This is a genomic window from Pseudomonas sp. ZL2 (genome assembly GCF_054788455.1).
Window position 1 is genome coordinate 163,926 of sequence record NZ_JBGOGX010000047.1, and the last position, 24,133, is coordinate 188,058.

Consider the following 24,133-nt stretch of genomic DNA (forward strand, 5'->3'; position numbering starts at 1 on the left):
GATCGCTATCGCGGGGCAAGCCCGCTCCTACAGACAGCCCAGCCAGTTCAGTGGCAGAACTCAGACCGCCATCGGCGCCGTCATCGGCGCGTGGTGCTCGTAGCCTTCGAGGCTGAAGTCGCTCGGTTCGATCTTCTCCAGCCACTCCGGCTCGTACACGCCGGTCTTGGCGAACTCCGGCACGCGATCATTGATCACCAGCTTCGGCGCTGCCAGCGGCTCGCGCTTGAGCTGTTCGTTGAGCATGTCCAGGTGATTCTCGTAGACGTGCGCATCACCGATGAAGTAGGTGAACCAGCGCGGCGTGTAGCCGGTCAGGCGGCCCATCAGCGACAGCAAGGCGGCGCCTTCGGTGAGGTTGAACGGCGTGCCCAGGCCCAGGTCGTTGGAGCGGATGTAGAGAGTCAGGGAAATTTCCCTGGTCTCGACATTCGGGTGGAACTGGTACAGCAGGTGGCACGGCGGCAGGGCCATCTCGTCGAGCTGGGCGCAGTTCCAGCCGTGGAACAGAATGCGCCGGCTGCCCGGATCGTTGTGGATGGTGTCGATGCACTGGCGGATCTGGTCGATGGCCTTGTACAGCACGACAAAGGCTTCGCCGTCTTCTTCGGCCTGGGCGATCTGCTGGAAGCCCTGGCTCTTGGCCAGTTCGATGGCCGCCGGATTGCTCAGCGGGATGCGCTTGTAGGCCGGCCACTGGCGCCATTGCACGCCGTAGATCTCGCCGAGGTCGTCATGGCCCTGGCGGAACGGGTTGGCCAGCCACTGGGCATTCTCGTTGGCGTTCTGGTCCCAGACCTTGCAGCCCAGATCGCGGAACTCGCCAGCGTTCTTCACGCCGCGCAGGAAGCCGACCATCTCGCCAATCGCCGACTTGAACGCCAGCTTGCGGGTGGTGATGGCCGGGAAGCCCTTCTGCAGGTCGAAGCGCAGCATGGCGCCCGGCAGGCTGATGGTGCGGATGCCGGTACGGTTACCCTGCAGGGTGCCGTTTTCGATCACGTCACGGACCAGATCTAGATACTGTTTCATGGCTTACCTGTAGCTAGGACGGCAGGGGATCGCCCTGCCGTGGAAATTCAAACGGCGGCCTTGGCCGTGGGTTTGCGGTTGTAGGCCCACCAGATCAGGCCGATGCCGCCGAGGATCATCGGCACGCAAAGCAACTGGCCCATGGTCAACCAGCCAAAGGCAAGGTAGCCAAGCTGGGCGTCGGGTACCCGCACGAATTCGACGATGAAGCGGAAAATTCCGTAGAACAGCGCGAACATGCCGGAAACCGCCATGGTCGGGCGCGGTTTGCGCGAGTACAGCCAGAGAATCAGGAATAATGCCACACCTTCCAGGGCGAACTGGTACAGCTGCGACGGGTGACGCGGTAGCTGCGCCGGATCGCTGAACGGCGGGAAGACCATGGCCCACGGCACGTCGGTGGCCTTGCCCCACAGCTCGGCGTTGATGAAGTTGCCGATGCGCCCGGCGCCCAGGCCGATCGGCACCAGTGGCGCGACGAAGTCCATCAGCTCGAAGAACGACTTGTTGTTGCGCTTGCCGAACCACAAGGCCGCCAGCATCACGCCGATGAAGCCACCGTGGAACGACATGCCGCCCTTCCATACCTCGAAGATCAAGGTCGGGTTGGCCAGATAGGCGTGCAGGTCATAGAACAGCACGTAGCCCAGGCGACCACCGACAATCACCCCCATCGACAGCCAGAACACCAGGTCGGAGAGCTTTTCGCGGCTCCAGGTCGGGTCAAAGCGGTTCAGGCGACGCGAGGCCAGCAGCCAGGCGCCGCCGATGCCGATCAGGTACATCAGGCCGTACCAATGGATTTTCAGCGGACCCAGGGCCACTGCCACTGGATCGATCTGCGGGTAAGGCAGCATGGTGACTCCTCTCGTTAAAGCAAAAAGCTCAGGCCGACGCAGAACAGCAGCGCGGCGAATAGCCGTTTGAGCAAGCGTGGCGACAGTTTATGCGCCAGGCGCGCGCCGAAGCGGGCGAAAAACATACTGGTCAGGGCAATCCCGAGCAGCGCCGGCAGGTACACGAAGCCCAGGCTGTGCGCCGGCAGGTGCGGGTCGTGCCAGCCCAGCCAGATGAAACTCAGGGCGCTGGCCACGGCAATCGGGAAACCACAGGCCGAGGACGTCGCCACCGCCTGCTGCATGGGCAGACTGCGCCAGGTCAAGAACGGCACGGTCAACGAACCGCCGCCAATGCCAAAGATCGCCGAGGCCCAGCCGATGACGCTGCCCGCGACAGTCAGCCCGGGCTTGCCGGGAATGCCGCGGCTGGCCTTGGGCTTGAGGTCCAGGGCCATCTGCGCGGCGATCACCAGGGCGAACACACCGATGATCTTTTGCAGCATCGGGCCCTGGATCGCCGAAGCGGTCTTGGCGCCGATACCGGCGCCGATCAGTATGCCCAAGGTCATCCAGACGAAAATCGGCCACTGCACCGCGCCCTTGCGATGGTGTTCGCGGATGGCATTGACCGAGGTGAAGACAATGGTCGCCAGCGAAGTACCCACCGCCAGGTGGGTCAGCACCGAAGCGTCGAAGCCTTGCACGGTGAAACTCAATACCAGCACCGGCACGATGATGATGCCGCCACCAACGCCGAACAGCCCGGCCAGCACGCCTGCGCAGGCGCCCAGCGCCAGATAGAGCACGAATTCCATTGTCGCCCCCGTAAATTCAGTCCGGCATGGTAACGGAAGGTAGGCCTGCGGCTCTAGTGAAGACACATTAAGTCGATGGATCGCGTCAGGCGCTATGGGTAGAGTGGGCAAAAACACAGAGGTCCACCTATGTGTCTGATCGTTTTCGCCTGGCGGCCGGGCCATGCCCAGCCGCTGATCGTCGCGGCCAACCGTGATGAGTTCTACGCCCGCCCCAGCCGTGTACTGGGGGCCTGGGAGGATGCGCCCGGGGTTTATGCCGGGCGTGACCTTGAAGCCGGCGGCACCTGGCTGGGTGTCGGGCCCAACGGCCGTTTTGCCGCGCTGACCAATATCCGCGACCCGCAGCAGCCCCAGGGCACCCGTTCACGGGGCGAGCTGGTGGCGGCATTCCTGCGCGGTGAGTTGGGGGTTGAGGCTTATCTGGACCAGGTCGCCAGCCGTAGCCAGCAGTATTCGGGGTTCAACCTGCTGGTCGCCGATAGCGTGCATCTGGGTTACCTGAATGCCCGGCAAGCCACGCCGCTGCTGCTGGGCGAAGGGGTTTACGGCGTGTCCAATGCCGGGCTGGATACGCCCTGGCCGAAGCTGCTCAAGGCACGGGCGGGGTTGCAACAGCACCTGGCCGATCCGCAGCCGGAGCGTTTGCTGGAATTGCTTGGGGATAACCTGCCGGCGGCGGACAGCGAGCTGCCGGAGACCGGCGTGGGGTTGGGTACCGAGCGCTTGTTGTCGAGCGTGTTTATTGCCAGCCAGAACTACGGGACGCGGGCCAGTACGGTGCTGATTGTCGAGGCGGATGGTCGGCGACGGTTGCTGGAACGCAGTTTTGGGCCGCTTGGCGGGCATCTGGGGGAGGTGTGCTTGCAGGTCTGACGCTATCGCTGGCAAGCCAGCTCCCACAGGGTCGGTGAATGCAGGTCCATTGTGGGAGCTGGCTTGCCAGCGATGGGCTGCAAAAAGCAGCCCCAAAATCACAAGGCCTTGCCCACCCCGGGCCCGATCATCCGCGCCAGGCCCAGGTTCTTCAGGGCCAACTGCAGCGAGCTGTGGATAACTTGCGGGTTGTCGATGCCCATGGCCTGGGCCAGCAGCTCCTTGGATTTGCTCAGGCTGACCTGACGCAACATCCACTTCACCTTGGGCAGGTTGGTGGCGTTCATCGACAGGCTGTCGAAACCCATGGCCATCAGCAGCACCGCCGCCGCCGGATCACCGGCCATCTCGCCACAGATGCTCACCGGCTTGCCTTCGGCGTGGGCATCGCGCACCACGTTCTGCAGGGCCTGGAGCACCGCCGGGTGCAGGTAGTCATAGAGGTCGGCGACGCGCGGGTTGTTGCGGTCAACCGCCAGCAAGTACTGGGTCAGGTCGTTGGAGCCGACCGAGAGGAAGTCCACCTGGCGCGCCAGCTCGCGGGTCTGGTACACCGCTGCGGGGATTTCGATCATCACCCCCACCGGCGGCATCGGCACGTCGGTGCCTTCGTCGCGCACTTCGCCCCAGGCCCGGTGGATCAGGTGCAGGGCCTCTTCGAGTTCGTGGATACCGGAAATCATCGGCAGCAGGATGCGCAGGTTGTTCAGGCCTTCACTGGCCTTGAGCATGGCGCGGGTCTGCACCAGGAAGATTTCCGGGTGATCGAGGGTGACGCGAATACCGCGCCAGCCGAGGAACGGGTTGTCTTCCTTGATCGGGAAGTACGACAGCGCCTTGTCGCCGCCGATATCCAGGCTGCGCATGGTCACCGGCAGCGGGTGGAAGGCCGCCAGTTGCTCGCGATAGATCGCCAGCTGCTCCTTTTCACTGGGGAAGCGCTGGTTGATCATGAACGGCACTTCAGTGCGGTACAGGCCGACGCCTTCGGCGCCACGTTGCTGGGCGCGGGCGACATCGGCGAGCAGGCCGGTGTTGACCCACAACGGCATGCGGTGACCATCGAGGGTTACGCAAGGCAGTTCGCGCAGGGCGTCGAGGCCCTGGGCCAGCTGGCGCTCCTCTTCGACCACTTCGGCGTACTGCTTGCGCAGCACTTCGCTGGGGTTGGTGTAGACCTCGCCCTTGTAGCCATCGACGATCATGTCGATGCCGTCGACCTTGGAATACGGCAGGTCGACCAGGCCCATGACGGTCGGGATGCCCATGGCCCGGGCCAGGATGGCGACGTGGGAGTTGCCCGATCCCAGTACCGAGACCAGGCCGACCAGCTTGCCTTCCGGCACTTCGCCGAGCATCGCCGGGGTCAGTTCTTCACTGATGAGAATACTGTTGTCGGGATAGACCAGCGACAACTGACGGGCCTCCTGCAGGTAGGCCAGCAGTCGCCGGCCCAGATCCTTCACATCGGAAGCCCTCTCGCGCAGGTAGGCATCGTCCATCAGCTCGAAGCGATTGACGTGCTCACCGACCACCTGGCGCAGCGCGCCCTGGGCCCACTGGCCGGTCTTGATCACCTGCACCACTTCACCGCCCAGGGCCGCGTCTTCGAGCATCATCAGGTAGACGTCGAACAGCGCGCGCTCTTCCGGGCGCAACTGGGTGGCGAGCTTGGCGGAGAGGTTGCGCATGTCTTCGCGCACCCCTTCCAGGGCGTTGTTGAACAGTTTCAGTTCGGCGTCGATGTCATCGACGCTCTTGTCCGGTACCACGTCGAGATCGGCCGGTGGCAGCATGACCACCGCCTTGCCCACCGCAGCGCCGGGTGAACCAGGGACACCGACGAACTTGGCCTCCTGGATACCCTTGCCCTGACGGCCCAGGCCGCGGATCGAACCGGTGGCCTCGGCATGGGCGATAACTCCGGCGAGCTGCGCGCTCATGGTGACCAGGAAGGCTTCTTCGCCTTCGTCGAACTGGCGCCGCTCCTTTTGCTGGATGACCAGCACCCCGACCACGCGGCGGTGGTGGATGATCGGCGCACCGAGGAAGGAAGCAAAACGCTCCTCGCCGGTTTCAGCGAAGTAGCGGTAACGCGGGTGGTCGGCGGCGTTTTCCAGGTTCAGCGGCTCTTCCCGGGTACCGACCAGGCCGACCAGACCCTCGTTGGGCGCCATGCTGACCTTGCCGATCGAGCGTTTGTTCAAGCCCTCGGTGGCCATCAGCACGAAGCGGTTGGTCTCGGGGTCGAGCAGATAGACGGAGCAGACCTGACTGCCCATGGCCTCTTTTACGCGCAACACAATGATCCCCAACGCCGTCTTGAGATCCTTGGCGGAGTTAACTTCCTGGACGATCTTGCGCAGCGTATTGAGCATGGCTCGGGGTCGAACTCCGTCGTCAGTCGCGCGCCAGCAGGCGCGGGGCAAGCTCTTTGAGAGCGCGGCGGTAAACCTCGCGCTTGAATGTCACCACCTGGCCCAGCGGATACCAATAGCTGACCCAGCGCCAGCCGTCGAACTCCGGTTTACCGGTCAAGTCCATTCGCACCCGCTGCTCGTTGGAAACCAGGCGCAGCAGGAACCATTTCTGTTTCTGGCCGATGCACAGCGGTTGGCTGTGGGTACGGACCAGGCGTTGGGGTAAACGATAACGCAACCAGCCGCGGGTGCAGGCAAGAATTTCAACATCATCTCGCTCCAGCCCCACTTCTTCGTTCAGCTCGCGGTACAGGGCATCTTCCGGCGTTTCCTCGGGGTTGATACCTCCCTGGGGAAACTGCCAGGCATCCTGGTTGATCCGTCGAGCCCATAGCACCTGCCCAAGATCATTCGTCAGAATGATCCCGACATTGGGGCGAAAACCATCGGGGTCGATCACGGCAGCAACCTCGCAAACGCATGTCACGGCATTGTTCCACAAAGGTCACAAGGCCAGCAACGCGCCTGTTTACCTTATGTGCACCGATGTGAAAAGTCCGTATTCTGTGGGACTTTTCAGATGTTATGCGAGTGACTTAAATGCGCCTGGCTTTATTCGATCTGGACAATACGCTCCTCGGTGGCGACAGCGACCACGCCTGGGGGGACTACCTGTGCGAACGGGGTATTCTCGACCCGATCGCCTACAAGAACCGCAACGACGAGTTCTACCAGGACTACCTGGCTGGCAAGCTGGACCTGAACGCTTACCTGGAATTCACCCTGGAAATCCTGGCGACCACGGAAATGGCCCAACTCGACGAATGGCATCGCGACTTCATGCGCGATTGCGTCGAGCCGATCATTTTGCCCAAGGCCCTGGCCCTGCTGGAAAAGCACCGTGCCGCGGGCGACAAGCTGGTGATCATCACCGCCACCAACCGTTTCATCACCGGCCCGATCGCCAAACGCCTGGGCGTTCAGACCCTGCTGGCTACCGAATGCGAAATGCTCGACGGTCGTTTCAGCGGGCGCAGTACCGATATACCGTGCTTCCGTGAAGGCAAGGTTACGCGTCTGAACCGCTGGTTGCTGGAAAACGGCTACAGCCTGGAAGACAGCTACTTCTACAGCGACTCGATGAACGACTTGCCGCTGCTGGAGAAGGTCACCCACCCGGTGGCGGTCGACCCCGACCCGAACCTGCGCGCCGAAGCCGAGAAACGCGGCTGGCAGGTGATCAGCCTGCGGGATTGATCGCCGCTATGGGAGCGACTGCTCGGTGGGAGCGGGCTTGCCCCGCGATGCGATGTGGCTGAACAACCGCAATCGCGGGGGAAACCCCCTCCCACCAAAACCCGCATGATCAGAACGGTTTGGCGCCCATTAAGCCGGCGATGGCAATGAAGCAGACGCCGCTGAACACCGCCAGCGCCAGGGTGAACTTCGGGTTGCCCACGGTCGGTGCCGTACGCAGGCGATTGACCCGCGCCAGCAGCCAGAACCAGCTAAACGCACCGAAGGTGTAGATCACGCTGGAACCCAGCACCCAGGTCTGGCCCAACGGCCAGCCGATCAGGTGCACCAGCCACCAGCCAGTGAACGGCATGCTCACCAGGCAGATGCCCATCAACAGCCAGACAAACACCAGCGGCCGGGCCATCAACCGGGTGTGGGCACTGGCGTCACCTTTGCGGCGCGCCAGAAAGGTCCAGATCGCCAGCCCCAGCGCGCTGCCCAGCAGCAACACGGTGGCCAGGATATGGGCGGTTTTCAGGGTAGTCAGCAGTTCCATTTCTTCTATCTTCCTCAGGCGTTGCCCAAAAGCGTAGACGCTCAGCCCAGGAACAGCCGGTACGCCGGGTTATCGGTTTCGTCCCAGTACGGGTAGCCAATCTTGGCCAGGGCTGCCGGGACCAGGTGGCGCTCATCATCCGGAACTTGCAGGCCGGCGACCACGCGACCATCGGCCGCGCCATGGTTGCGGTAATGGAACATCGAGATGTTCCAGCGCCCGCCAAGCTTGTTGAGGAAGTTGAACAGCGCGCCCGGACGCTCGGGGAACTCGAAGCGCAGCACCAACTCGTCGCTGACCCGCGCAGCATGGCCACCGACCATATGGCGGATGTGCAGCTTGGCCAATTCGTTATCGGTCAGGTCGAGTACCGGGAAACCTTGCTCGGTCAGGCTCTGGATCAGCGCACTGCGCGGGTCGGTGTCCGGGTGGGTCTGCACGCCGACGAAGATGTGCGCTTCGCCATCAGCGTGGTAGCGGTAGTTGAATTCGGTGATCTGACGCTTGCCGATCGCCTCGCAGAAGGCCTTGAAACTGCCTGGCTGCTCGGGAATGGTCACGGCGATGATGGCTTCGCGGCCCTCGCCCAGTTCGGCCCGCTCGGCAACATGGCGCAGGCGGTCGAAGTTGACGTTGGCGCCGGAATCGATGGCGACCAGGGTCTGCCCGGTCACGCCATTGAGTTCGACGTACTTCTTGATCCCGGCAACACCCAGGGCCCCGGCAGGTTCGGTGATCGAGCGGGTATCGTCGTAGATATCCTTGATTGCCGCACAGATCTCGTCGGTACTGACGGTGATCACCTCGTCGACGTAGTCCTTGCAGATGTCGAAGGTGTGCTGGCCGATCTGCGCCACTGCCACGCCATCGGCAAACAGCCCGACCTGCGCCAGCACCACACGCTCACCCGCGGCCATGGCGGCCTGCAGGCAGTTGGAGTCGTCCGGCTCGACGCCGATCACCTTGATCTCCGGGCGCAGGTACTTCACGTAGGCGGCGATGCCGGCGATCAGGCCGCCGCCACCGACCGGGACGAAGATCGCGTCCAGCTGGCCAGGGTGCTGACGCAGAATCTCCATGGCCACGGTGCCCTGACCGGCGATGGTGTGCGGATCGTCATAGGGGTGGATGTAGACAAAGCCCTTTTCGTCCACCAGCTTCAGCGAATAGGCCAGCGCTTCCGGGAACGAGTCACCGTGCAGCACCACCTTGCCACCGCGCGAACGCACGCCTTCGATCTTGATCTCGGGGGTGGTCTTGGGCATCACGATGGTGGCCTTGATCCCCAGCTCACGGGCCGCCAGGGCCACGCCCTGGGCATGGTTGCCGGCCGATGCGGTGACTACGCCACGGGCCAGTTCCTCAGCACTGAGCTGGGCCAGCTTGTTATAGGCACCGCGAATCTTGAAGGAGAACACCGGCTGCAAGTCTTCACGCTTGAGCAGGATGTTGTTGCCCAGACGCTTGCTCAGCTGGCCGGCGGTCTGCAACGGAGTTTCGACGGCAACGTCGTAAACGCGCGAGGTGAGGATCTTCTTGACGTACTGTTCGAGCATCGGGAAAGCATCACTGAGCGGTTGGGCGGGGTTTGCGAGTCTACCCCAGCGCCCTGTCGGGCGACCACAGCAAGGCAGGGGTTTTAGCCGCTATACTACGCGCCTTCACGATACTCCTCCCCGCTTCGGAGCCCGCATGACCCAGGACCAACTCAAACAGGCTGTCGCCCAGGCCGCTGTCGATTTCATTCTGCCCAAGCTCGACGACAAGAGCATCGTCGGCGTCGGCACCGGTTCGACCGCCAACTGCTTCATCGACGCCCTGGCCAAGCACAAGACCGCCTTCGACGGCGCCGTGGCCAGTTCCGAAGCGACCGCTGCACGCCTGAAGGGTCATGGTATTCCGGTGTATGAGCTGAACACCGTCAGCGACCTGGAGTTCTACGTTGATGGTGCCGACGAAAGCGACGAGCACCTGAACCTGATCAAGGGCGGTGGCGCGGCCCTGACCCGCGAGAAAATCGTTGCCGCCGTGGCCAAGACCTTCATCTGCATCGCCGACGCCAGCAAGCTGGTGCCGGTGCTGGGCGCCTTCCCGTTGCCGGTCGAAGTGATCCCCATGGCCCGCAGCCACGTGGCGCGCCAGCTGGTCAAGCTCGGCGGCGACCCGGTGTACCGCGAGGGCGTGCTGACCGATAACGGCAACATCATTCTCGATGTGCACAACCTGCAGATCACCAACCCGGTCGAGCTGGAAAGCCAGATCAATGCGATTGTCGGCGTGGTCACCAACGGCCTGTTCGCGGCGCGGCCGGCGGATTTGCTGTTGCTGGGCACTTCGGAAGGGGTCAAGAGCCTCAAGGCCTGAGGTGTCTGATTCGGGGCTGCCTTGCAGCCCATCGCTGGCAAGCCAGCTCCCACAGGTTCTGCTTGTGGGAGCGGGCTTGCCCCGCGATGAAACCTACTCGGTCGGCTTCTTGAACACGTAAAACAGGTTCGGCTCGCTGACCAGGTAAATGGTCCCGGCATCGTCCATGGCGATGCCTTCGGCCTGCGGCACGCTCTTCTTCAAGCCCTGAAAGCCCTTGCGCAGTGACAAGGTGCTCAGCGGCTTGCCCTGCACGTCCAGCTCCAGCACCAGCTGAGACTCATCCGACAACGCCAGCAAGTGGCCGCTGCGCTCATCGAACTGCAAGCTCGACAGATCACGCACAAACAGCCGCGAATCACGCTTCTGGTCCTGTACCACATGCACCGCATACGGCTGTTCCGGGTTGTCATGGGGGAAACCATGCACCTCGTAGATCAGCATCGGGTCGCGCTCCTTGGCCACGAACAAGCGCTTGCCGGCCGAGTCATAGGCCAGGCCTTCGAAACCCTTGTTGCCGTTCAGGCCAATGCCCAGGGTCAGCTGCTCGGCATCCTTGGCGTCGAGAAACGGCGTGTTGTCGTTCAGGCGCACGCGAATCAGGCGCTGTTCGCGCTCGTCGGTGATCACGTAAGTGTTGGCGCCGACGTATTCCACCGCCTCCGGGTCGCCAAACCCGGTCAACGGCACGCGCCGCAGAATGCGCCCGTCCAGCGACAGCTCGATCAGCTCAGGGCGTTTATTGGTAACGGTAAACAGGCTATTGCGATCGGGGTCGAAGGTCAGCGCCGAAATGTCTTCATCCAGGCCTTCGATAGGCTTGGCTTCAAGCACTACCTTGTACTGGTCCAGACCAATGCTTTGCTCGAACGGCTGCCACCAGGTCTTGACGTTGAACCAGCCGCGTTCGAACAGACGGTACTGCTGCCCGGCCACAGCGACCAGGAGCAAGGCGAACAGGCTCAATACCAGGAAAATCAGCGGCAGGCGGATGTAGCGGCGCATTCAGGTGGACTCTTTAGGTGACAGCCTGAATCTTCCCACACTCAACTGAAGCGAAACTTAAAACCTGACGTAGGAAAAATCTGAAATCAGGGTTTTTTGAAACGATAGAACAGATCCGGCTCACTGACGATGTACAGCGTGCCATGCTCGTCCATCGCCACGCCTTCAGCGCGTGGAATGCGCTTCTTCAGGCCGTTGAAGCCGCCCAGCAGGGTCATGAAGCTGACCTGCTCGCCCTTCTCGTCCAGTTCCAGGAGCATGTTGGAGTCGGCGGACAGCACCAGCAGGTGCCCGGTACGCGGATCGACGCCCAGCGCCGAGAGGTTGCGCAGGTCCAGCTCGTCGCTGGGCAGCGGCTTCTTGTCACCGGTCAGCGGGCTGTGGCCGTCGCTGTTCCAGGTGAACAGTGCCGGCGGCCGCTCTTCACCGAGGATGATGCGCTGCTGCAAAGGGTCCCAGGCCACGGCTTCGAAGGCCTTGTTCTGGTTTTCCGATGGGCCGAGGTCAAACTGCGGGAAGTCGGCGATATTCAGCGAACGGGTATCGGCATTGAGGGTGACGATGGTCAACTTGTGATCGCGCTCATCGACAATCGCCAGGCGCCCGCCTTCGAGCACGGCCACCCCTTCAGGATTGCTCCAGCCCACCAGCGGCATCTTGCGCAGCACGTCGCCTTCAAGGGTCAGCTCGACCAGAAAGGGATTCTTGCCCATGACCGCGAACAGGGTTTTGCTCACCGGGTTGTAGGACAGGTCGGAAGCTTCATCATCCTCCATGCCTGGCAGCACTTTGGCGTCGATATCGACCTGGTAGTCCGGCAGCCAGATGCTGGCCTGTTGCTCAATCTTGCTTTCGAAACGCTCCTGCAACCAGAGCAGGCCACGGTCATCCCAATGCATGGCAATCGCCACGCCGTAACCGATGATCGCTGCGGCAACCAGCCAGGTGGACCAGCGCAAGGCCAGGCCACGCTTGCGCGCAGGCGGCAGGGAATTACTCGAAGGAAGAGGAGTGGCCATGGGGTTGTGCTCTTTTTGCCAGTTGATAACACATTACCGGCACGTTCGCTGAGCCAGGTCCGCAAGCATTATCCGCATCGATTGTGAAAAAAATGGCAAAAGCCGACGGGCAGCATGGCAGCCGGTGATTCTGGCTGCCATGCCAACAGGTTAAAGCACCTGGCTTTCGAAACGGCTGACGCCTGGTAGCTCGACCACCAGCTTGTCGCCAGGATTGAGCGGGCCGACGCCAACCGGGGTACCGGTGAGGATCACGTCGCCGGCCAGCAGCGAGAATTGCGTGGCCATGTGCTGGATCATCGGCACGATCGGGTTGAGCATCAGCGCGCTGTTGCCGTCCTGGCGCACTTCACCGTTGAGGGTCAGGCGGATGCCGATGTCGGTCAGGTCTTCAAAGGCACTGACCGGCACGAACGGCGGCAGTACGCAGGCGCCATCGAAGCACTTGGAGCGTTCCCACGGCAGGCCTTTTTCCTTCAGCTGCGCCTGCAGGTCGCGCAGGGTCAGGTCCAGGGCCGGGGCGAAGCCGGAGATGGCGTCGAGCACTTCTTCTTCGGTCGGGTTGGTAGACAGCGACTTGCCGAGCAACACGGCAATTTCCGTCTCGTAGTGCACCGAACCGCGTTCAGTCGGGATCTTGAAGCCGCTGTCGAGCGGCACCACACAACTGCCCGGCTTGATGAACAGCAGCGGCTCGCTAGGGATAGGGTTATCCAGCTCTTTGGCGTGCTCTGCATAGTTGCGCCCGATGCACACCACCTTGCCCAGCGGATAGTGAATACGCGTGCCGTCTACATACTGGTGCTGATAGCTCATTACCGACTCCTGGCGCTATTGGATGCTCTTGTGCCTGTGGCTTACTCGACAGCGAAGATCTTGCCCGGGTTCATGATCCCGTTGGGATCGAACGCTGCCTTCACTGCTTTCATGTACTCGATTTCGACCGGCGAGCGGCTGTAGGTCAGATAGTCACGCTTGGTCATGCCGACGCCGTGCTCGGCAGAGATCGAGCCGTTGTACTTCTCGACGGTCTCGAACACCCACTTGTTCACCGTCGCGCACTTGGCAAAGAACTCGTCCTTGCTCAGGTTCTCCGGCTTGAGGATGTTCAGGTGCAGGTTGCCGTCGCCAATGTGGCCGTACCAAACCACTTCGAAGTCCGGATAGCTTTCTGCGACGATCGCGTCAATATCCTTGAGGAACGCCGGAACTTTCGACACGGTGACCGAAATATCGTTCTTGTATGGGGTCCAGTGCGAGATGGTTTCAGAGATGTACTCGCGTAGCTTCCAGAGGTTTTGCAGTTGCTGTTCGCTCTGGCTCATGACGCCGTCCAGCACCCAGCCCTGCTCCACGCAGTGCTCAAAAGTGGCCAGGGCGTCATTGGCCACATCCTCGTTGCTGGCTTCGAACTCCAGCAATACATAGAACGGGCAGTCGGTCTCGAACGGTGCCGGCACATCGCCGCGCCCCATGATCTTGGCCAGGGCCTTGTCAGAGAAGAACTCGAATGCCGTCAGGTCGAGCTTGCCACGAAATGCGTGCAACACCGGCATGATCGAATCGAAGTCCGGGGTACCGAGCACCATGGCCGTGAGGTTGTTCGGCGCGCGGTCCAGGCGCATGGTCGCCTCGACCACGAAGCCCAGGGTGCCTTCGGCGCCAATGAACAGCTGACGCAGGTCGTAGCCGGTGGCGTTCTTGATCAGGTCTTTGTTCAGCTCGAGCAGGTCACCCTTGCCGGTGACGACCTTGAGGCCAGCCACCCAGTTACGGGTCATACCGTAGCGAATCACCTTGATCCCGCCGGCATTGGTGCCGATGTTGCCGCCAATCTGGCTGGAGCCTGCCGACGCGAAGTCGACCGGGTAATACAGGCCCTTGTCCTCGGCAAAATCCTGCAGCTGCTGGGTAACCACCCCCGGCTGACAGACCACCGAGCGGTCGAATTCGTTGAAGTCGAGAATCTGGTTCATGTAGTCGAAGGCCACGACCACCTCGCCATTGGCCGCTACCGCTGCAGCCGACAGCCCGGTGCGGCCGCCCGACGGCACCAGGGCGACCTTGTGCTGGTTGGCCCAGCGCACGATGGCCTGAACCTGCTCGATGCTCTTGGGGAAGACGATGGCCGAGGGCGCCGGAGCGAAGTGCTTGGTCCAATCCTTGCCGTAGGCCTCAAGGGAGGCCGCGTCGGTCAGCACCTTGCCGGGCTCTACCAGGGTCATCAGCTCATCAATCAGCGCAAGATCGGTCATCGATAGAACTCTCGAACTATTCATAGTCACCCTGAGCACTCTTCACGTCCCAGGGATGGGCGTATCGGGGGGTACTCATGCTAGCATACGCCCCCCGCTGATCGTGCTTCAGGCCGATGCTGCGAGAGCTTCACTTCCCTGCCATTTTTCTCCGGGACACAGGTTTACGCAGATGAGCAAGACTTCTCTCGATAAGAGCAAGATCAAGTTCCTTCTTCTCGAAGGCGTCCACCAATCCGCCGTGGACGTCCTCAAGGCCGCCGGGTATACCAGCATCGAGTACCTCACCGGTTCTCTGCCCGACGCTGAGTTGAAAGAAAAGATCGCCGATGCCCACTTCATCGGCATCCGCTCGCGCACTCAACTGACCGAAGAGGTTTTCGACTGCGCCAAGAAACTGGTCGCTGTCGGCTGTTTCTGCATCGGTACCAACCAGGTTGACCTGAACGCCGCTCGCGAACGCGGTATCGCCGTGTTCAACGCACCGTACTCCAACACCCGTTCGGTGGCCGAGCTGGTGCTGGCAGAAGCGATCCTGCTGCTGCGCGGCATCCCCGAGAAAAACGCATCCTGCCACCGTGGTGGCTGGATCAAGAGCGCGGCCAACTCCTTCGAGATCCGCGGCAAGAAGCTGGGCATCGTCGGCTACGGCTCGATCGGTACCCAGCTGTCGGTCCTGGCCGAAAGCCTGGGCATGCAGGTGTTCTTCTTCGACCCGCTGACCAAGCTGCCATTGGGCAATGCTACCCAGGTCACCAGCCTGAACGAGCTGTTGGGCCTGGCCGACATCGTCTCGCTGCACGTGCCTGAGCTGCCATCCACCCAATGGATGATCGGCGAGAAAGAAATCCGCGCGATGAAGAAAGGCTCGATCCTGATCAACGCCGCCCGCGGTACCGTGGTCGAGCTGGATCACCTGGCTGCTGCGATCAAGGACAAGCACCTGATCGGCGCCGCCATCGACGTGTTCCCGGTCGAGCCGCGCTCCAACGACGAAGAGTTCGAAAGCCCGCTGCGTGGCCTGGACAACGTGATCCTGACCCCGCACATCGGCGGCTCCACCGCTGAAGCCCAGGCCAACATCGGTCTGGAAGTGGCAGAGAAGCTGGTCAAGTACAGCGACAACGGTACTTCCGTGTCGTCGGTCAACTTCCCTGAAGTGGCCCTGCCGGCGCACCCGGGCAAGCACCGTCTGCTGCACATCCACGAAAACATTCCGGGTGTACTCAGCGAAATCAACAAAGTGTTCGCCGAAAACGCGATCAACATCTCCGGTCAGTTCCTGCAGACCAACGAGAAAGTCGGTTACGTGGTGATCGACGTTGATGCCGAGTACTCGGACCTGGCGCAAGAAAAACTGCAACAGATCAAGGGCACCATCCGCTCCCGCGTTCTGTTCTAAGTTTTCCGTGCGACAAAAAAGGGAGGCCGTGATGGCCTCCCTTTTTTATGCCCGCCTTACTTGACGGTAACGGTGATCTTCTTCGACTCGACGCTCGGCTTGAACGGCACGTGGAACTTGTCGCCCAGCACCAGTTGCAGGGTGTGCTTGCCCGGGGTCAGGGTCAGTTTTACTTCAGTCTGTGCCTTGCCGAAGTGCAGCACTTGCGGGCCAGCCGGCAGCGGTGCGTTGTTTTCCGGCAGCAGGCTGGTTGGCAGCACCTGATCGGCCGCAGGCTGTTGGTCGACATCCACCAGCAAGTGGTGGTGACCGCTGTGTGGGGTCTGATCACCCGCTGGCTTGAGCTCCATGCCCTCGATGCCGAACTTGACGGTAAAGGTCTTGTCGACCGTGGCGCCATCGGCCGGGGAAACAATGAAGACCTTGGCGTCTTTTGGCGGCTCCTGGCTTTTCAGGCCATCGGCGGCAGCGGCAAAGGCCGAGACACCCATCAGCAATCCGGCGACGGCTGCACGCGAAAATAGGCTTTTCATTCACTTCTCCTGTGTTTTACTTCAATAACCCTTGCCACTGAACGAACGGCAATGGTGGATTACCATAGTCCAAATGCGTCAAAACATGTTTAACAACGCTGACAGAAAAAATTTCGCCGCCAGTTAAACATCCTGCACCTGACGTGGTCCTAAGTTGCGTTCGACCGTGACAATTACAGAAAGTCGCGGCGACTCGATTTCACTGCCAAGCATTCAAGGGGCTTAAATGCGTTTTGCCATTGGGGTACTACTTGCCACGCTGCTCAGCCCATGGGCACAGGCCGAGCTGATCGACGACATCAACGACCGTGGTGAACTGCGCATTGCCGTAGAAGCCAACATGGCGCCGTTCAACTTCAAGGACGAAAACAAAAAGCTGAGCGGTTTTGAAGTCGAGCTGGGGGAGTTGCTGGCCAAAGAACTCGATCTGCGCGCCGACTTTGTCGTGGTTGAATCCAACGACTTGCTGCAAGGTGTTGAAAGCGGCAAATACGACATCGCCCTCAACCACGTCGCCGCGACCCCGGAGCTCAAGGAACGCCTGGACTTCAGCGAGCCCTACGCCTATTCCAGCGCCCAGTTGATCGTACGCAAAGAAGAAAAGCGCCCACTGAGCACCCTTGACGCACTCAAGGGCCATAGCCTGGGCGTCGTCCAGGGCAGCCAGTTCGCCGAACAGGCCCGGGGGGTAGAAGGTGTGGACCTGCGCAGTTACCCGGATGCCACCCAGCCGATCAAGGACGTGGCCAACGACCAGATCGATGCGGCCATCAGCGACCGCCTGCTGGTGCCCTATGCCATTCGCGACAGCCAGCAGCCGGTAAGCAAAGGCGCAACGGTGGGACCGATCCTGAGCCTGGCGATTCCGTTCCAGAAGGGTAACCCGGCGTTCCAGAGCGCTGTGGACAACGCCCTGCAGCGAATCAAGGCTGACGGCCGGCTGAGCGAGTTGTCGCAGAAGTGGTTTGGCATGGATGCGAGCAAGCCGCCGAAGCAGTAAGTGAGTGGGGCTTTTTTGCAGCCCATCGCTGACCCTTGTGGGAGCTGGCTTGCCAGCGATGAGGCCTTCGAATCAAAGCTGTTTCAGAGCCAGCTCCGCCGCCTCAAGCTCCAGCTCACTGAACACCTGCACCCCTTCGCGGCGCAGCAGCGCCGTGGTTACGCCCTCGCCCGCCACTTTGGTGCCGCTGAACGTCCCGTCATAAGTCAGCACATTGCCGCACGACGGGCTGCCGGACTTGAGCACCGCAATCCGGATGCCATGACGGCGCACCAGCGCCAACGCCAGTTGCGCCCCGGCCAGAAACTGCGCACTGACATCCTCACCCGTGATGGTCAGCACCTGGGCATTCCCCTCAAGCACCGCAGCGCCCTGGCCACCGGGGATCTCCGCCGGTGGCCGTGGCGTTGGCAACCCGCCAGCCACTTCAGGGCACAAAGGCACGATCCGTCCCTCGGCCTGCCACTGCTGGAGCAGATCCGGATGGCCACTGGCGCGCCCGTCATAACGCACCGGCTGACCGAGCAGGCAGGCACTGACCAGAACCTTGTGCATCTCAGAACGGCTCGTTGCCACGGCGGCGGAACCAGCCGGTAAGTGACAGGCGATCGCGCTGGGCCGGCAACACCTCATGGGGCACTTCGCCGGAGAGGAACACTACCAGGCAACCGCCGATCGGCTGCACGTCGTGCTCGACGTCGCCCTTGAGGGTCATGCGCAACTGGCCGCCGTGTTCGGGCTGCCAATCCTGGTTGAGGTAGATCACCGCAGAGACCATGCGCCGGTCGTCATCGCGAAAGCGGTCGACGTGCTTGCGGTAGAAGGCCCCCGGTGGATACAGGGCGAAGTGACACTCGAAGTCCTCAAGGCCCAAAAACAGACCGCGATTAAGAGCCAGGCGCAGGCTGTCCATCAGCTCGAGGTAGTGGTCGCAAGGCGCGGCCAGGCCGGGCTCCAGCCACTGGATACGATCACCGCGGATGCCCTCGCGGACCTCCTGGGCAACGCCCCGACCCACGGCTGCTGGTGCAAGCTCGCCCTCGGCGGCGCGTTTGCGGCACTCGGCCGCCAGCGCCAGGGTCAGAGACTCTGGAAGAAAGGTATCTTGCTGCGACCAGCCACGGGTGGCCAGGTCGTCGACGATGCGCAACAGCAGGGGGTCATCAGGGGATATGTGCATATCGCGCATAGTATCGATCTACCGCGAAATCCGACAGCGCCACTTGGCCGAGAGAGTGCAATGGCTTCTCGACAAAGCCCCGCCATGGCAAGGACAATAGCGCCCTGCCGACAGGAGCCCTGAATGCACCGTTTGTTTTTACTGCTGATGATGATCTGCACCACGCCTGTCTGGGCAGACAGCCTCGACCAACTCTACAAGGTCGCCGGCTGGCCCGAGCAGCGCGCCCACTTTACCGATGCCCTCGATGCCGCCCAGCAGCGCTATCGCAATAGCCTGCCGCCTGCGGTGTACCAGGCGCTGGTCAATAACAGCAACCAGCGCTTCCAGGCCCAGGCCGTGGATAAACGCGCCGAGGCCCAGTTGCGCGCCAATCTCAGCGATCCGGCCCCGGCCCTGGCCTTCTTCCAGTCGCCGCTGGGGCGCAAGATCGTCGCCGCCGAACTGCTCGCCACCCGCCGTGACCAGTTGGCCAAGAATGCCAAGGGCCTGCCCAAGGTCCAGGCCAGCGACAACCGCCAGCTGGTCATCGGCCACCTGGCCCAGGCCCTGCCCGCCCGTGAAGCCGGTGCCGAGGTCAGCCTGGCGATCGCCGGGGTTGCCGCCGACAGTCTCAGCCAGATGATCCCCGGCCTGCTCGGTGGCGGCCAGGCCCAAAGCCTGCTCGACGGCCAGCGCCAGCGCTTGATGGAGCAGATCGGCAGCGAGCTGAACAACACCTTGTTGTACGTCTATCGCGACCTGTCCGATGCCGAGCTGGAAGAGTTCGCCACCTTTGCCGAGTCCGCCGAAGGCAAGGCCTACTACAAGGCAGCCCTGGCGGCGATTCGCGCCGGCCTTGCGGTTGGCCAGGACACCTCGCAGCTGAAGTGATCAGCCCAGGCGCTGATCGATGAAGTCGAAGTAGCGCGCGCGGATCGCCGGCAGCTCGTTGGCCAGGTGATGCCGCGCCTCGGGGATCAGCAGGATCTGCGGCGCGGCGAACTTCTCCCCCAGCACCTTGAGGTTGTGCGGCCAGTCGACGGTCATGTCGCATTCGCCCTGGATGATCAGCGGCTGGCGCGGGCTGACCGGCGCCGCTTCAATGCGTTTGACCCAATCGAGCAATGCCCCCACCCAGGCCGTCGGCAGGCGCCTTGGCTGCAACGGGTCGGCCAGCAGGAACGGCAGGAAGGTCGGGTCGTTGCTGTTCTCGCTGAAGCGCCGCTCGATACCGTTGACGAAGGGCTTGAGCACCCGGTAACTGAATTTCGACCAACGCCACGCGCGTGGCCGCACCAGCGGCGCGAGCAGGATCACCTCACCCTGGGCCGGACTCTCGGCGCCGCGATGCAGCAGGTGGTCGACGACGATTGCACCACCGGTACTCTGCCCGAACAGATGCCAGGGCTGCGGCAGCTCCAGGCTACGCGCCTGCTCGAACAGCGCCTGCAGTACCTGCTGATAGGCACTGAAATCATCGATGCTGGCCCGCTCGCCACTGGACAGTCCGTGCCCGGGCAGGTCGCACGAGATCACCGCATACTGCTGATCCAGCGCCCAATCGATGACATGCCGGTACAGGCCCATGTGGTCATAAAAGCCGTGCAGCAGAATCAGCGTCGCCACCGGCGCAGCCGGCAGCCACACCTGGCCGACCACCTCGAAACCGGCGACGTCGAAGCGTCCCAGCCAGCTCTGCGGTGCTGCGTCACGGGCTGGCAGGTCCAAGCCGTAAAAACGCTGATAGGCCTGGGCCTGCGTCGACAACGGCTGCCGCGCCGCCAGGGAGGACAGGCTGGCACGTAGGGAGTCGGACTGAAATGACGCGGGCATAGAAGATTTCCAGACGCAAAAGCGGGTTATTGACCTGTGATATTCATCTGTCGTCGCCAGCATGGCAAGCTAGGCAACTTTTTTCGGACATTGCCCACATGCCCCGCTCGACCCTGCGCACCCTGCTTGGCCTGTTGCTCGCCGCTCTCTGCGGCGCCGGCCTGTGGTGGGCCTACGACAGCTTCCAGAGCCGTTACCTGCGCACCTTCGACAACCAGACCGCGCTGTTTTCCGGCGACCGCCTGCAACTGCCGGCGAACATTGCCGGCCCCGGCCCGATCCGCCTGGTGCACTTCTGGGACCCGGCCTGCCCGTGCAACGTCGGCAACCAGCAGCATCTGGGCGAACTGATCGAGCACTTCGGTCCCCAGGGCGTGGAGTTCTATGTGGTACAAAAACCCGGCACACGCGGCCAACTGCCCGCCACCCTGAGCGCACTCAAGCCCCTGGCCGGGTTGCCCGGCGCCGAACACCTGCCAGCCACCCCCGGCGTGGCGATCTGGGACCGCAACGGGCAACTGGCCTACTTCGGCCCCTACAGCGAAGGCGCGACCTGCAACTCGAGCAACAGCTTCATCGAGCCGATCCTTTTGGCCTTGAGCCAGGGCCGGGCAGTCAGCGCCACCCACACCATGGCGGTGGGCTGCTACTGCCCCTGGCAGCCCTAGCGCGCCCGCGCAGGATTGCCAACCACGGTCGCACCAGCCGGTACATCGCGAGTGACCACGCTACCGGCACCGATCACTGCGTTATCGCCCACCGTCACCCCCGGCAGAATGATCGCGCCACCGCCGATCCAGACGTTGTTGCCAATCTTCACCGGCCGCCCGCTTTCCAGGCCGCTGCGGCGCAGTTCCGGGTCCAGCGGGTGGTCGGCGGTATAAATCTGCACCGCCGGGCCGATCTGGCAGTCATCGCCGATGCTTACCGGGGTAACGTCGAGGATCACGCAGTTGAAGTTCATGAACACGTTGGCGCCCACACTGATGTTGTAGCCGTAGTCGCAGTAGAACGGCGGGCGAATCACCGCACCGTCACCGACCTCGCCGAAATGCTCGACCAGCAAACCGTGACGCTGCTCGTTGAGCAGTTCCGCGCTGTTGTTGTAGCGCTGCATCCAGTGCTTGTTGGCGATCTGTTCGGCCTGCAGCTCCGGGCAGCCGGCGTGATAGAGCTGGCCGCTGAGCATCTTCTGCTTTTCGCTGAGATTCATCTTCCCTCCTTTGGGGCTATCCTCTGTCCGGCTTTACCTCGATGATCGGACCACAAGATCCGCTAAAAAGCACAAGGAGTCACGATGAAGCGCAGCCTGACCTTCCTCGCCGTGGTCATTGCCGCGGCCGCCGGCGGCGGTTACTGGTACGTGCACGACAAGCTGCCGCAACGCGAAGGCGAGGTCACCCTGAGCAGCCTGCAAGCGCCGGTCAGCGTGCGCTATGACACCCGTGGCGTGCCGCATATCCAGGCGCAGAACGAGGCTGATCTGTATCGCGCCCTGGGCTATGTGCATGCCCAGGACCGCCTGTTCCAGATGGAGATCATCCGCCGCCTGGCCCGTGGCGAGCTGGCCGAGATCTTCGGCAGCAAGCTGCTGGGTACCGACACCCTGTTCCGCAGCCTGCGCATTCGCGAGCAGGCCGAGCTGTATGTCGAGCGCCAGGACAAGAGCTCGCCGGCCTGGCTTGCCCTGCAGGCCTACCTGGAGGGCGTCAACGCCTGGCAGGACAACCATCCCAAGCCGATGGAGTTCGACGTGCTGGGGATCAAGCCCCGCCCCTTCACCGCCCAGGACACCATCAGCATTGCCGGCTACATGGCCTATAGCTTTGCCGCGGCATTTCGCACGGAACCGGCGCTGACTTACATCCGCGACCAACTGGGTGCCGACTACCTGAAGATCTTCGACCTGGACTGGAACCCGCAAGGTGCGCTGGCCAGCAAGCCGCCGCTGGCTGCCAGCGACTGGAAGAGCCTGCAGCAGCTGGCGCAACTCAGCCAGCAAGCCCTGAGTGACGCCGGCATTCCCCAGTACGAAGGCAGCAATGCCTGGGCGATTTCCGGTAGCCGCACCCGTAGCGGCAAACCGCTGCTGGCCGGCGATCCGCACATCAGCTTTGCCGTGCCGTCGGTGTGGTACGAGGCGGAACTGACCGCACCCGGCTTCAACCTCTATGGCTATCACCAGGCGCTGAACCCCTTCGCGTCGCTTGGGCACAACCGCGACTTCGGCTGGAGCCTGACCATGTTCCAGAACGACGACGTCGACCTGATCGCCGAACAGGTCAACCCCGACAACCCCGAGCAGGTCAAGGTCAACGGCCAGTGGCAGACCCTGAGCCAGACCCAGGAGCAGATCGCGGTGAAGAACGAGGCGCCGGTGAACATCACCCTGCGCCGCTCGCCCCACGGCCCGGTCGTCAACACGGTGCTGGGCGACACGGCGGGGCCGACGCCGATTGCCGTGTGGTGGGCGTTCCTGGAAACCGAGAACCCGATCCTCGAGGGTTTCTACCAGGTCAACCGCGCCGATACCCTGGACAAGATGCGCGCCGCAGCGGCGAAGATTCAGGCGCCGGGGCTGAACCTGGTGTGGGCCAATGCCCGTGGCGATATCGGCTGGTGGGCGGCAGCGCAGTTGCCGATTCGCCCCGAAGGCGTCAACCCGGGCTTTATCCTCGACGGCAGCACGGCGCAGGCCGACAAGCTCGGCTTCTATCCTTTCAGCGCCAACCCCCAGGCGGAGAACCCGGCCAGCGGCTACATCGTCTCGGCCAACTTCCAGCCGCCGGCGAGCATGCCGATCCCGGGCTATTACAACCTGGCCGACCGTGGCCAACGCCTGAACCAGCACCTGGCCGACCCTCAGACCAAATGGGACCAGCAGAACAGCCAGGCCCTGCAACTGGACACCATCACCGACTACGGCCCGCGCACCTTGGCACCGTTGCTTTCGGTGCTGCGTGAAGTGGCCGAGGGTGATCAGGAGAAGGAGCTGGTCGAGCAACTGGCGGCGTGGAACGGCGACTATCCGGTGGACTCGGTCAGTGCCACGCTGTTCAACCAGTTCCTCTACGACCTGGCCTACACCGCGTTGCACGACGAACTGGGCGATACCTGGTTCCAGACCCTGATCAGCACCCGCGCCATCGATGCCGCGTTGCCACGCCTGGCAGCCGACGCCAAGTCACCCTGGTGGGACAAACAGGGCAGCAGTGAACAAAGTGATCGCAATACGGCGGTGAAGCAGGCCTGGCGCAAAACCCTGGCGCACCTGCGCGATACCTTCGGCAACGACCCGGCCGGCTGGCAATGGGGCAAGGCTCATACCCTGACTCACAACCACCCGCTGGGGCTGCAGAAGCCGCTGAACCTGTTGTTCAACGTCGGACCGTTCGCCGCGCCGGGTACCCACGAAGTGCCGAACAACTTGTCGGCGAAGATCGGCCCGGCACCGTGGCCGGTGACCTATGGGCCTTCGACACGGCGGCTGATCGACTTTGCCGATGCCGGCCAGGCGCTGACCATCAACCCGGTCGGACAAAGCGGAGTATTGTTTGACCCGCACTATGGCGACCAGGCCAAGGACTATATCGAGGGCCGGTACCACAAGGCGCAGATGGGGGTGATTCCGGCGCAGAGCACCTTGAAGCTGGTGCCCCGGAATTAGCAAGGCTGCGCCTTGCATCGCTGGCAACGCCAGCTCCCACAGGTCCGGTGGACACAAGTTCATTGTGGGAGCAACTGTCTTGATCAGGCTGTTTGCTCTCGCCAAGGGGTATTGTC

General features: G+C 62.5%; 24 protein-coding genes. 8 read left to right on the top strand and 16 right to left on the bottom strand.

What is annotated here, in order from left to right:
* Window positions 1-60: 60 nt before the first annotated feature.
* From ABM562_RS22065 to ABM562_RS22075, 3 genes are read right to left on the bottom strand one after another with little or no spacing between them, the layout of a single operon-like run.
* The gene (locus ABM562_RS22065) at window positions 61-1,032 is read right to left on the bottom strand and encodes a thymidylate synthase (protein WP_115089439.1); all 972 of its coding nucleotides are present in this window, start codon (window positions 1,030-1,032) and stop codon (window positions 61-63) included.
* Window positions 1,033-1,079: 47 nt separating this feature from the next.
* A complete protein-coding gene (gene lgt / locus ABM562_RS22070) occupies window positions 1,080-1,889 on the bottom strand; it encodes a prolipoprotein diacylglyceryl transferase (RefSeq protein ID WP_115089440.1) in 810 nt (269 codons plus the stop codon).
* A gap of 14 nt (window positions 1,890-1,903) precedes the next feature.
* Entirely contained in the window at window positions 1,904-2,686 is a 783-nt protein-coding gene (locus ABM562_RS22075) for a sulfite exporter TauE/SafE family protein (protein ID WP_115089441.1), read from the bottom strand.
* 129 nt (window positions 2,687-2,815) lie between these two features.
* Here ABM562_RS22075 and ABM562_RS22080 point away from each other — a divergent pair, with 129 nt between their 5' ends.
* A complete protein-coding gene (locus ABM562_RS22080) occupies window positions 2,816-3,562 on the top strand; it encodes an NRDE family protein (RefSeq protein ID WP_115089442.1) in 747 nt (248 codons plus the stop codon).
* A gap of 98 nt (window positions 3,563-3,660) precedes the next feature.
* Here ABM562_RS22080 and ptsP read toward each other — a convergent pair whose 3' ends face one another.
* Window positions 3,661-5,940, bottom strand: a complete 2,280-nt coding sequence (gene ptsP / locus ABM562_RS22085) for a phosphoenolpyruvate--protein phosphotransferase (protein ID WP_115089443.1) — start codon at window positions 5,938-5,940, stop codon at window positions 3,661-3,663.
* 22 nt (window positions 5,941-5,962) lie between these two features.
* Complete coding sequence (locus ABM562_RS22090) at window positions 5,963-6,442, bottom strand: RNA pyrophosphohydrolase (RefSeq protein ID WP_010222140.1); 480 nt, start codon at window positions 6,440-6,442, stop codon at window positions 5,963-5,965.
* Between the two features lie 140 nt (window positions 6,443-6,582).
* On the opposite strand from ABM562_RS22090, the gene ABM562_RS22095 reads away from it, so the two are divergent.
* On the top strand, window positions 6,583-7,239 hold the full coding sequence (locus tag ABM562_RS22095; protein ID WP_115089444.1) for a histidinol-phosphatase: 657 nt from the start codon (window positions 6,583-6,585) through the stop codon (window positions 7,237-7,239).
* Between the two features lie 109 nt (window positions 7,240-7,348).
* Here the strand turns inward: ABM562_RS22095 and ABM562_RS22100 are convergent, their stop codons facing one another.
* On the bottom strand, window positions 7,349-7,777 hold the full coding sequence (locus ABM562_RS22100; protein WP_460423340.1) for a DUF2269 family protein: 429 nt from the start codon (window positions 7,775-7,777) through the stop codon (window positions 7,349-7,351).
* Between the two features lie 41 nt (window positions 7,778-7,818).
* On the bottom strand, window positions 7,819-9,333 hold the full coding sequence (ilvA, locus tag ABM562_RS22105; RefSeq protein WP_115089446.1) for a threonine ammonia-lyase, biosynthetic: 1,515 nt from the start codon (window positions 9,331-9,333) through the stop codon (window positions 7,819-7,821).
* Window positions 9,334-9,469: 136 nt separating this feature from the next.
* Between ilvA and rpiA the strand changes: the two genes are divergently transcribed.
* Window positions 9,470-10,141 carry a ribose-5-phosphate isomerase RpiA gene (rpiA, locus tag ABM562_RS22110; protein WP_010222132.1) on the top strand — a complete coding sequence of 224 codons (672 nt, stop codon included), beginning with the start codon at window positions 9,470-9,472 and terminating at the stop codon, window positions 10,139-10,141.
* A gap of 93 nt (window positions 10,142-10,234) precedes the next feature.
* Here rpiA and ABM562_RS22115 read toward each other — a convergent pair whose 3' ends face one another.
* The 4 genes from ABM562_RS22115 to ABM562_RS22130 form a co-directional block, all read right to left on the bottom strand.
* Window positions 10,235-11,146, bottom strand: coding sequence for an SdiA-regulated domain-containing protein (locus ABM562_RS22115; protein ID WP_134061184.1), 912 nt, complete (start codon window positions 11,144-11,146; stop codon window positions 10,235-10,237).
* A gap of 86 nt (window positions 11,147-11,232) precedes the next feature.
* The gene (locus ABM562_RS22120) at window positions 11,233-12,165 is read right to left on the bottom strand and encodes an SdiA-regulated domain-containing protein (protein WP_115089448.1); all 933 of its coding nucleotides are present in this window, start codon (window positions 12,163-12,165) and stop codon (window positions 11,233-11,235) included.
* A gap of 150 nt (window positions 12,166-12,315) precedes the next feature.
* Complete coding sequence (locus ABM562_RS22125) at window positions 12,316-12,981, bottom strand: fumarylacetoacetate hydrolase family protein (RefSeq protein WP_115089449.1); 666 nt, start codon at window positions 12,979-12,981, stop codon at window positions 12,316-12,318.
* 41 nt (window positions 12,982-13,022) lie between these two features.
* Entirely contained in the window at window positions 13,023-14,420 is a 1,398-nt protein-coding gene (locus ABM562_RS22130; protein ID WP_134061183.1) for an FAD-binding oxidoreductase, read from the bottom strand.
* Between the two features lie 172 nt (window positions 14,421-14,592).
* Here ABM562_RS22130 and serA point away from each other — a divergent pair, with 172 nt between their 5' ends.
* A complete protein-coding gene (gene serA, locus ABM562_RS22135; protein WP_115089451.1) occupies window positions 14,593-15,822 on the top strand; it encodes a phosphoglycerate dehydrogenase in 1,230 nt (409 codons plus the stop codon).
* A 56-nt stretch (window positions 15,823-15,878) separates the two neighbouring features.
* On the opposite strand, the gene ABM562_RS22140 is transcribed toward serA, so the two are convergent.
* Entirely contained in the window at window positions 15,879-16,355 is a 477-nt protein-coding gene (locus ABM562_RS22140; RefSeq protein WP_115089452.1) for a DUF4399 domain-containing protein, read from the bottom strand.
* 226 nt (window positions 16,356-16,581) lie between these two features.
* Here ABM562_RS22140 and ABM562_RS22145 point away from each other — a divergent pair, with 226 nt between their 5' ends.
* Complete coding sequence (locus ABM562_RS22145) at window positions 16,582-17,355, top strand: transporter substrate-binding domain-containing protein (protein WP_115089453.1); 774 nt, start codon at window positions 16,582-16,584, stop codon at window positions 17,353-17,355.
* 72 nt (window positions 17,356-17,427) lie between these two features.
* On the opposite strand, the gene ABM562_RS22150 is transcribed toward ABM562_RS22145, so the two are convergent.
* The gene (locus tag ABM562_RS22150) at window positions 17,428-17,910 is read right to left on the bottom strand and encodes a 2-thiouracil desulfurase family protein (protein ID WP_115089454.1); all 483 of its coding nucleotides are present in this window, start codon (window positions 17,908-17,910) and stop codon (window positions 17,428-17,430) included.
* 1 nt (window position 17,911) lies between these two features.
* Window positions 17,912-18,544: a 2OG-Fe(II) oxygenase gene (locus ABM562_RS22155; RefSeq protein ID WP_115089455.1), complete on the bottom strand. Its 633-nt coding sequence runs from the start codon at window positions 18,542-18,544 to the stop codon at window positions 17,912-17,914.
* A 114-nt stretch (window positions 18,545-18,658) separates the two neighbouring features.
* On the opposite strand from ABM562_RS22155, the gene ABM562_RS22160 reads away from it, so the two are divergent.
* Window positions 18,659-19,408: a DUF2059 domain-containing protein gene (locus ABM562_RS22160; RefSeq protein ID WP_134061181.1), complete on the top strand. Its 750-nt coding sequence runs from the start codon at window positions 18,659-18,661 to the stop codon at window positions 19,406-19,408.
* Here the strand turns inward: ABM562_RS22160 and bipL are convergent, their stop codons facing one another.
* Window positions 19,409-20,350: a phospholipase BipL gene (gene bipL, locus ABM562_RS22165; RefSeq protein WP_134061180.1), complete on the bottom strand. Its 942-nt coding sequence runs from the start codon at window positions 20,348-20,350 to the stop codon at window positions 19,409-19,411.
* Window positions 20,351-20,448: 98 nt separating this feature from the next.
* Here bipL and ABM562_RS22170 point away from each other — a divergent pair, with 98 nt between their 5' ends.
* Entirely contained in the window at window positions 20,449-21,018 is a 570-nt protein-coding gene (locus ABM562_RS22170) for a DUF6436 domain-containing protein (RefSeq protein WP_115089458.1), read from the top strand.
* Here the strand turns inward: ABM562_RS22170 and ABM562_RS22175 are convergent.
* Window positions 21,015-21,563: a sugar O-acetyltransferase gene (locus tag ABM562_RS22175; RefSeq protein ID WP_115089459.1), complete on the bottom strand. Its 549-nt coding sequence runs from the start codon at window positions 21,561-21,563 to the stop codon at window positions 21,015-21,017. The genes ABM562_RS22170 and ABM562_RS22175 overlap by 4 nt on opposite strands.
* A gap of 84 nt (window positions 21,564-21,647) precedes the next feature.
* Here ABM562_RS22175 and ABM562_RS22180 point away from each other — a divergent pair, with 84 nt between their 5' ends.
* Window positions 21,648-24,017 carry a penicillin acylase family protein gene (locus ABM562_RS22180; RefSeq protein ID WP_460423344.1) on the top strand — a complete coding sequence of 790 codons (2,370 nt, stop codon included), beginning with the start codon at window positions 21,648-21,650 and terminating at the stop codon, window positions 24,015-24,017.
* The last annotated feature ends 116 nt before the right edge of the window (window positions 24,018-24,133 follow it).

Bases quoted from the DNA above. Each gene is read 5' to 3' on its own strand.
- ABM562_RS22065 (WP_115089439.1), bottom strand. From the start codon at position 1,032: ATGAAACAGTATCTAGATCTGGTCCGTGACGTGATCGAAAACGGCACC.
- lgt (WP_115089440.1), bottom strand. From the start codon at position 1,889: ATGCTGCCTTACCCGCAGATCGATCCAGTGGCAGTGGCCCTGGGTCCG.
- ABM562_RS22075 (WP_115089441.1), bottom strand. From the start codon at position 2,686: ATGGAATTCGTGCTCTATCTGGCGCTGGGCGCCTGCGCAGGCGTGCTG.
- ABM562_RS22080 (WP_115089442.1), top strand. From the start codon at position 2,816: ATGTGTCTGATCGTTTTCGCCTGGCGGCCGGGCCATGCCCAGCCGCTG.
- ptsP (WP_115089443.1), bottom strand. From the start codon at position 5,940: ATGCTCAATACGCTGCGCAAGATCGTCCAGGAAGTTAACTCCGCCAAG.
- ABM562_RS22095 (WP_115089444.1), top strand. From the start codon at position 6,583: ATGCGCCTGGCTTTATTCGATCTGGACAATACGCTCCTCGGTGGCGAC.
- ABM562_RS22100 (WP_460423340.1), bottom strand. From the start codon at position 7,777: ATGGAACTGCTGACTACCCTGAAAACCGCCCATATCCTGGCCACCGTG.
- ilvA (WP_115089446.1), bottom strand. From the start codon at position 9,333: ATGCTCGAACAGTACGTCAAGAAGATCCTCACCTCGCGCGTTTACGAC.
- rpiA (WP_010222132.1), top strand. From the start codon at position 9,470: ATGACCCAGGACCAACTCAAACAGGCTGTCGCCCAGGCCGCTGTCGAT.
- ABM562_RS22115 (WP_134061184.1), bottom strand. From the start codon at position 11,146: ATGCGCCGCTACATCCGCCTGCCGCTGATTTTCCTGGTATTGAGCCTG.
- ABM562_RS22120 (WP_115089448.1), bottom strand. From the start codon at position 12,165: ATGGCCACTCCTCTTCCTTCGAGTAATTCCCTGCCGCCTGCGCGCAAG.
- ABM562_RS22125 (WP_115089449.1), bottom strand. From the start codon at position 12,981: ATGAGCTATCAGCACCAGTATGTAGACGGCACGCGTATTCACTATCCG.
- ABM562_RS22130 (WP_134061183.1), bottom strand. From the start codon at position 14,420: ATGACCGATCTTGCGCTGATTGATGAGCTGATGACCCTGGTAGAGCCC.
- serA (WP_115089451.1), top strand. From the start codon at position 14,593: ATGAGCAAGACTTCTCTCGATAAGAGCAAGATCAAGTTCCTTCTTCTC.
- ABM562_RS22140 (WP_115089452.1), bottom strand. From the start codon at position 16,355: ATGAAAAGCCTATTTTCGCGTGCAGCCGTCGCCGGATTGCTGATGGGT.
- ABM562_RS22145 (WP_115089453.1), top strand. From the start codon at position 16,582: ATGCGTTTTGCCATTGGGGTACTACTTGCCACGCTGCTCAGCCCATGG.
- ABM562_RS22150 (WP_115089454.1), bottom strand. From the start codon at position 17,910: ATGCACAAGGTTCTGGTCAGTGCCTGCCTGCTCGGTCAGCCGGTGCGT.
- ABM562_RS22155 (WP_115089455.1), bottom strand. From the start codon at position 18,544: ATGCGCGATATGCACATATCCCCTGATGACCCCCTGCTGTTGCGCATC.
- ABM562_RS22160 (WP_134061181.1), top strand. From the start codon at position 18,659: ATGCACCGTTTGTTTTTACTGCTGATGATGATCTGCACCACGCCTGTC.
- bipL (WP_134061180.1), bottom strand. From the start codon at position 20,350: ATGCCCGCGTCATTTCAGTCCGACTCCCTACGTGCCAGCCTGTCCTCC.
- ABM562_RS22170 (WP_115089458.1), top strand. From the start codon at position 20,449: ATGCCCCGCTCGACCCTGCGCACCCTGCTTGGCCTGTTGCTCGCCGCT.
- ABM562_RS22175 (WP_115089459.1), bottom strand. From the start codon at position 21,563: ATGAATCTCAGCGAAAAGCAGAAGATGCTCAGCGGCCAGCTCTATCAC.
- ABM562_RS22180 (WP_460423344.1), top strand. From the start codon at position 21,648: ATGAAGCGCAGCCTGACCTTCCTCGCCGTGGTCATTGCCGCGGCCGCC.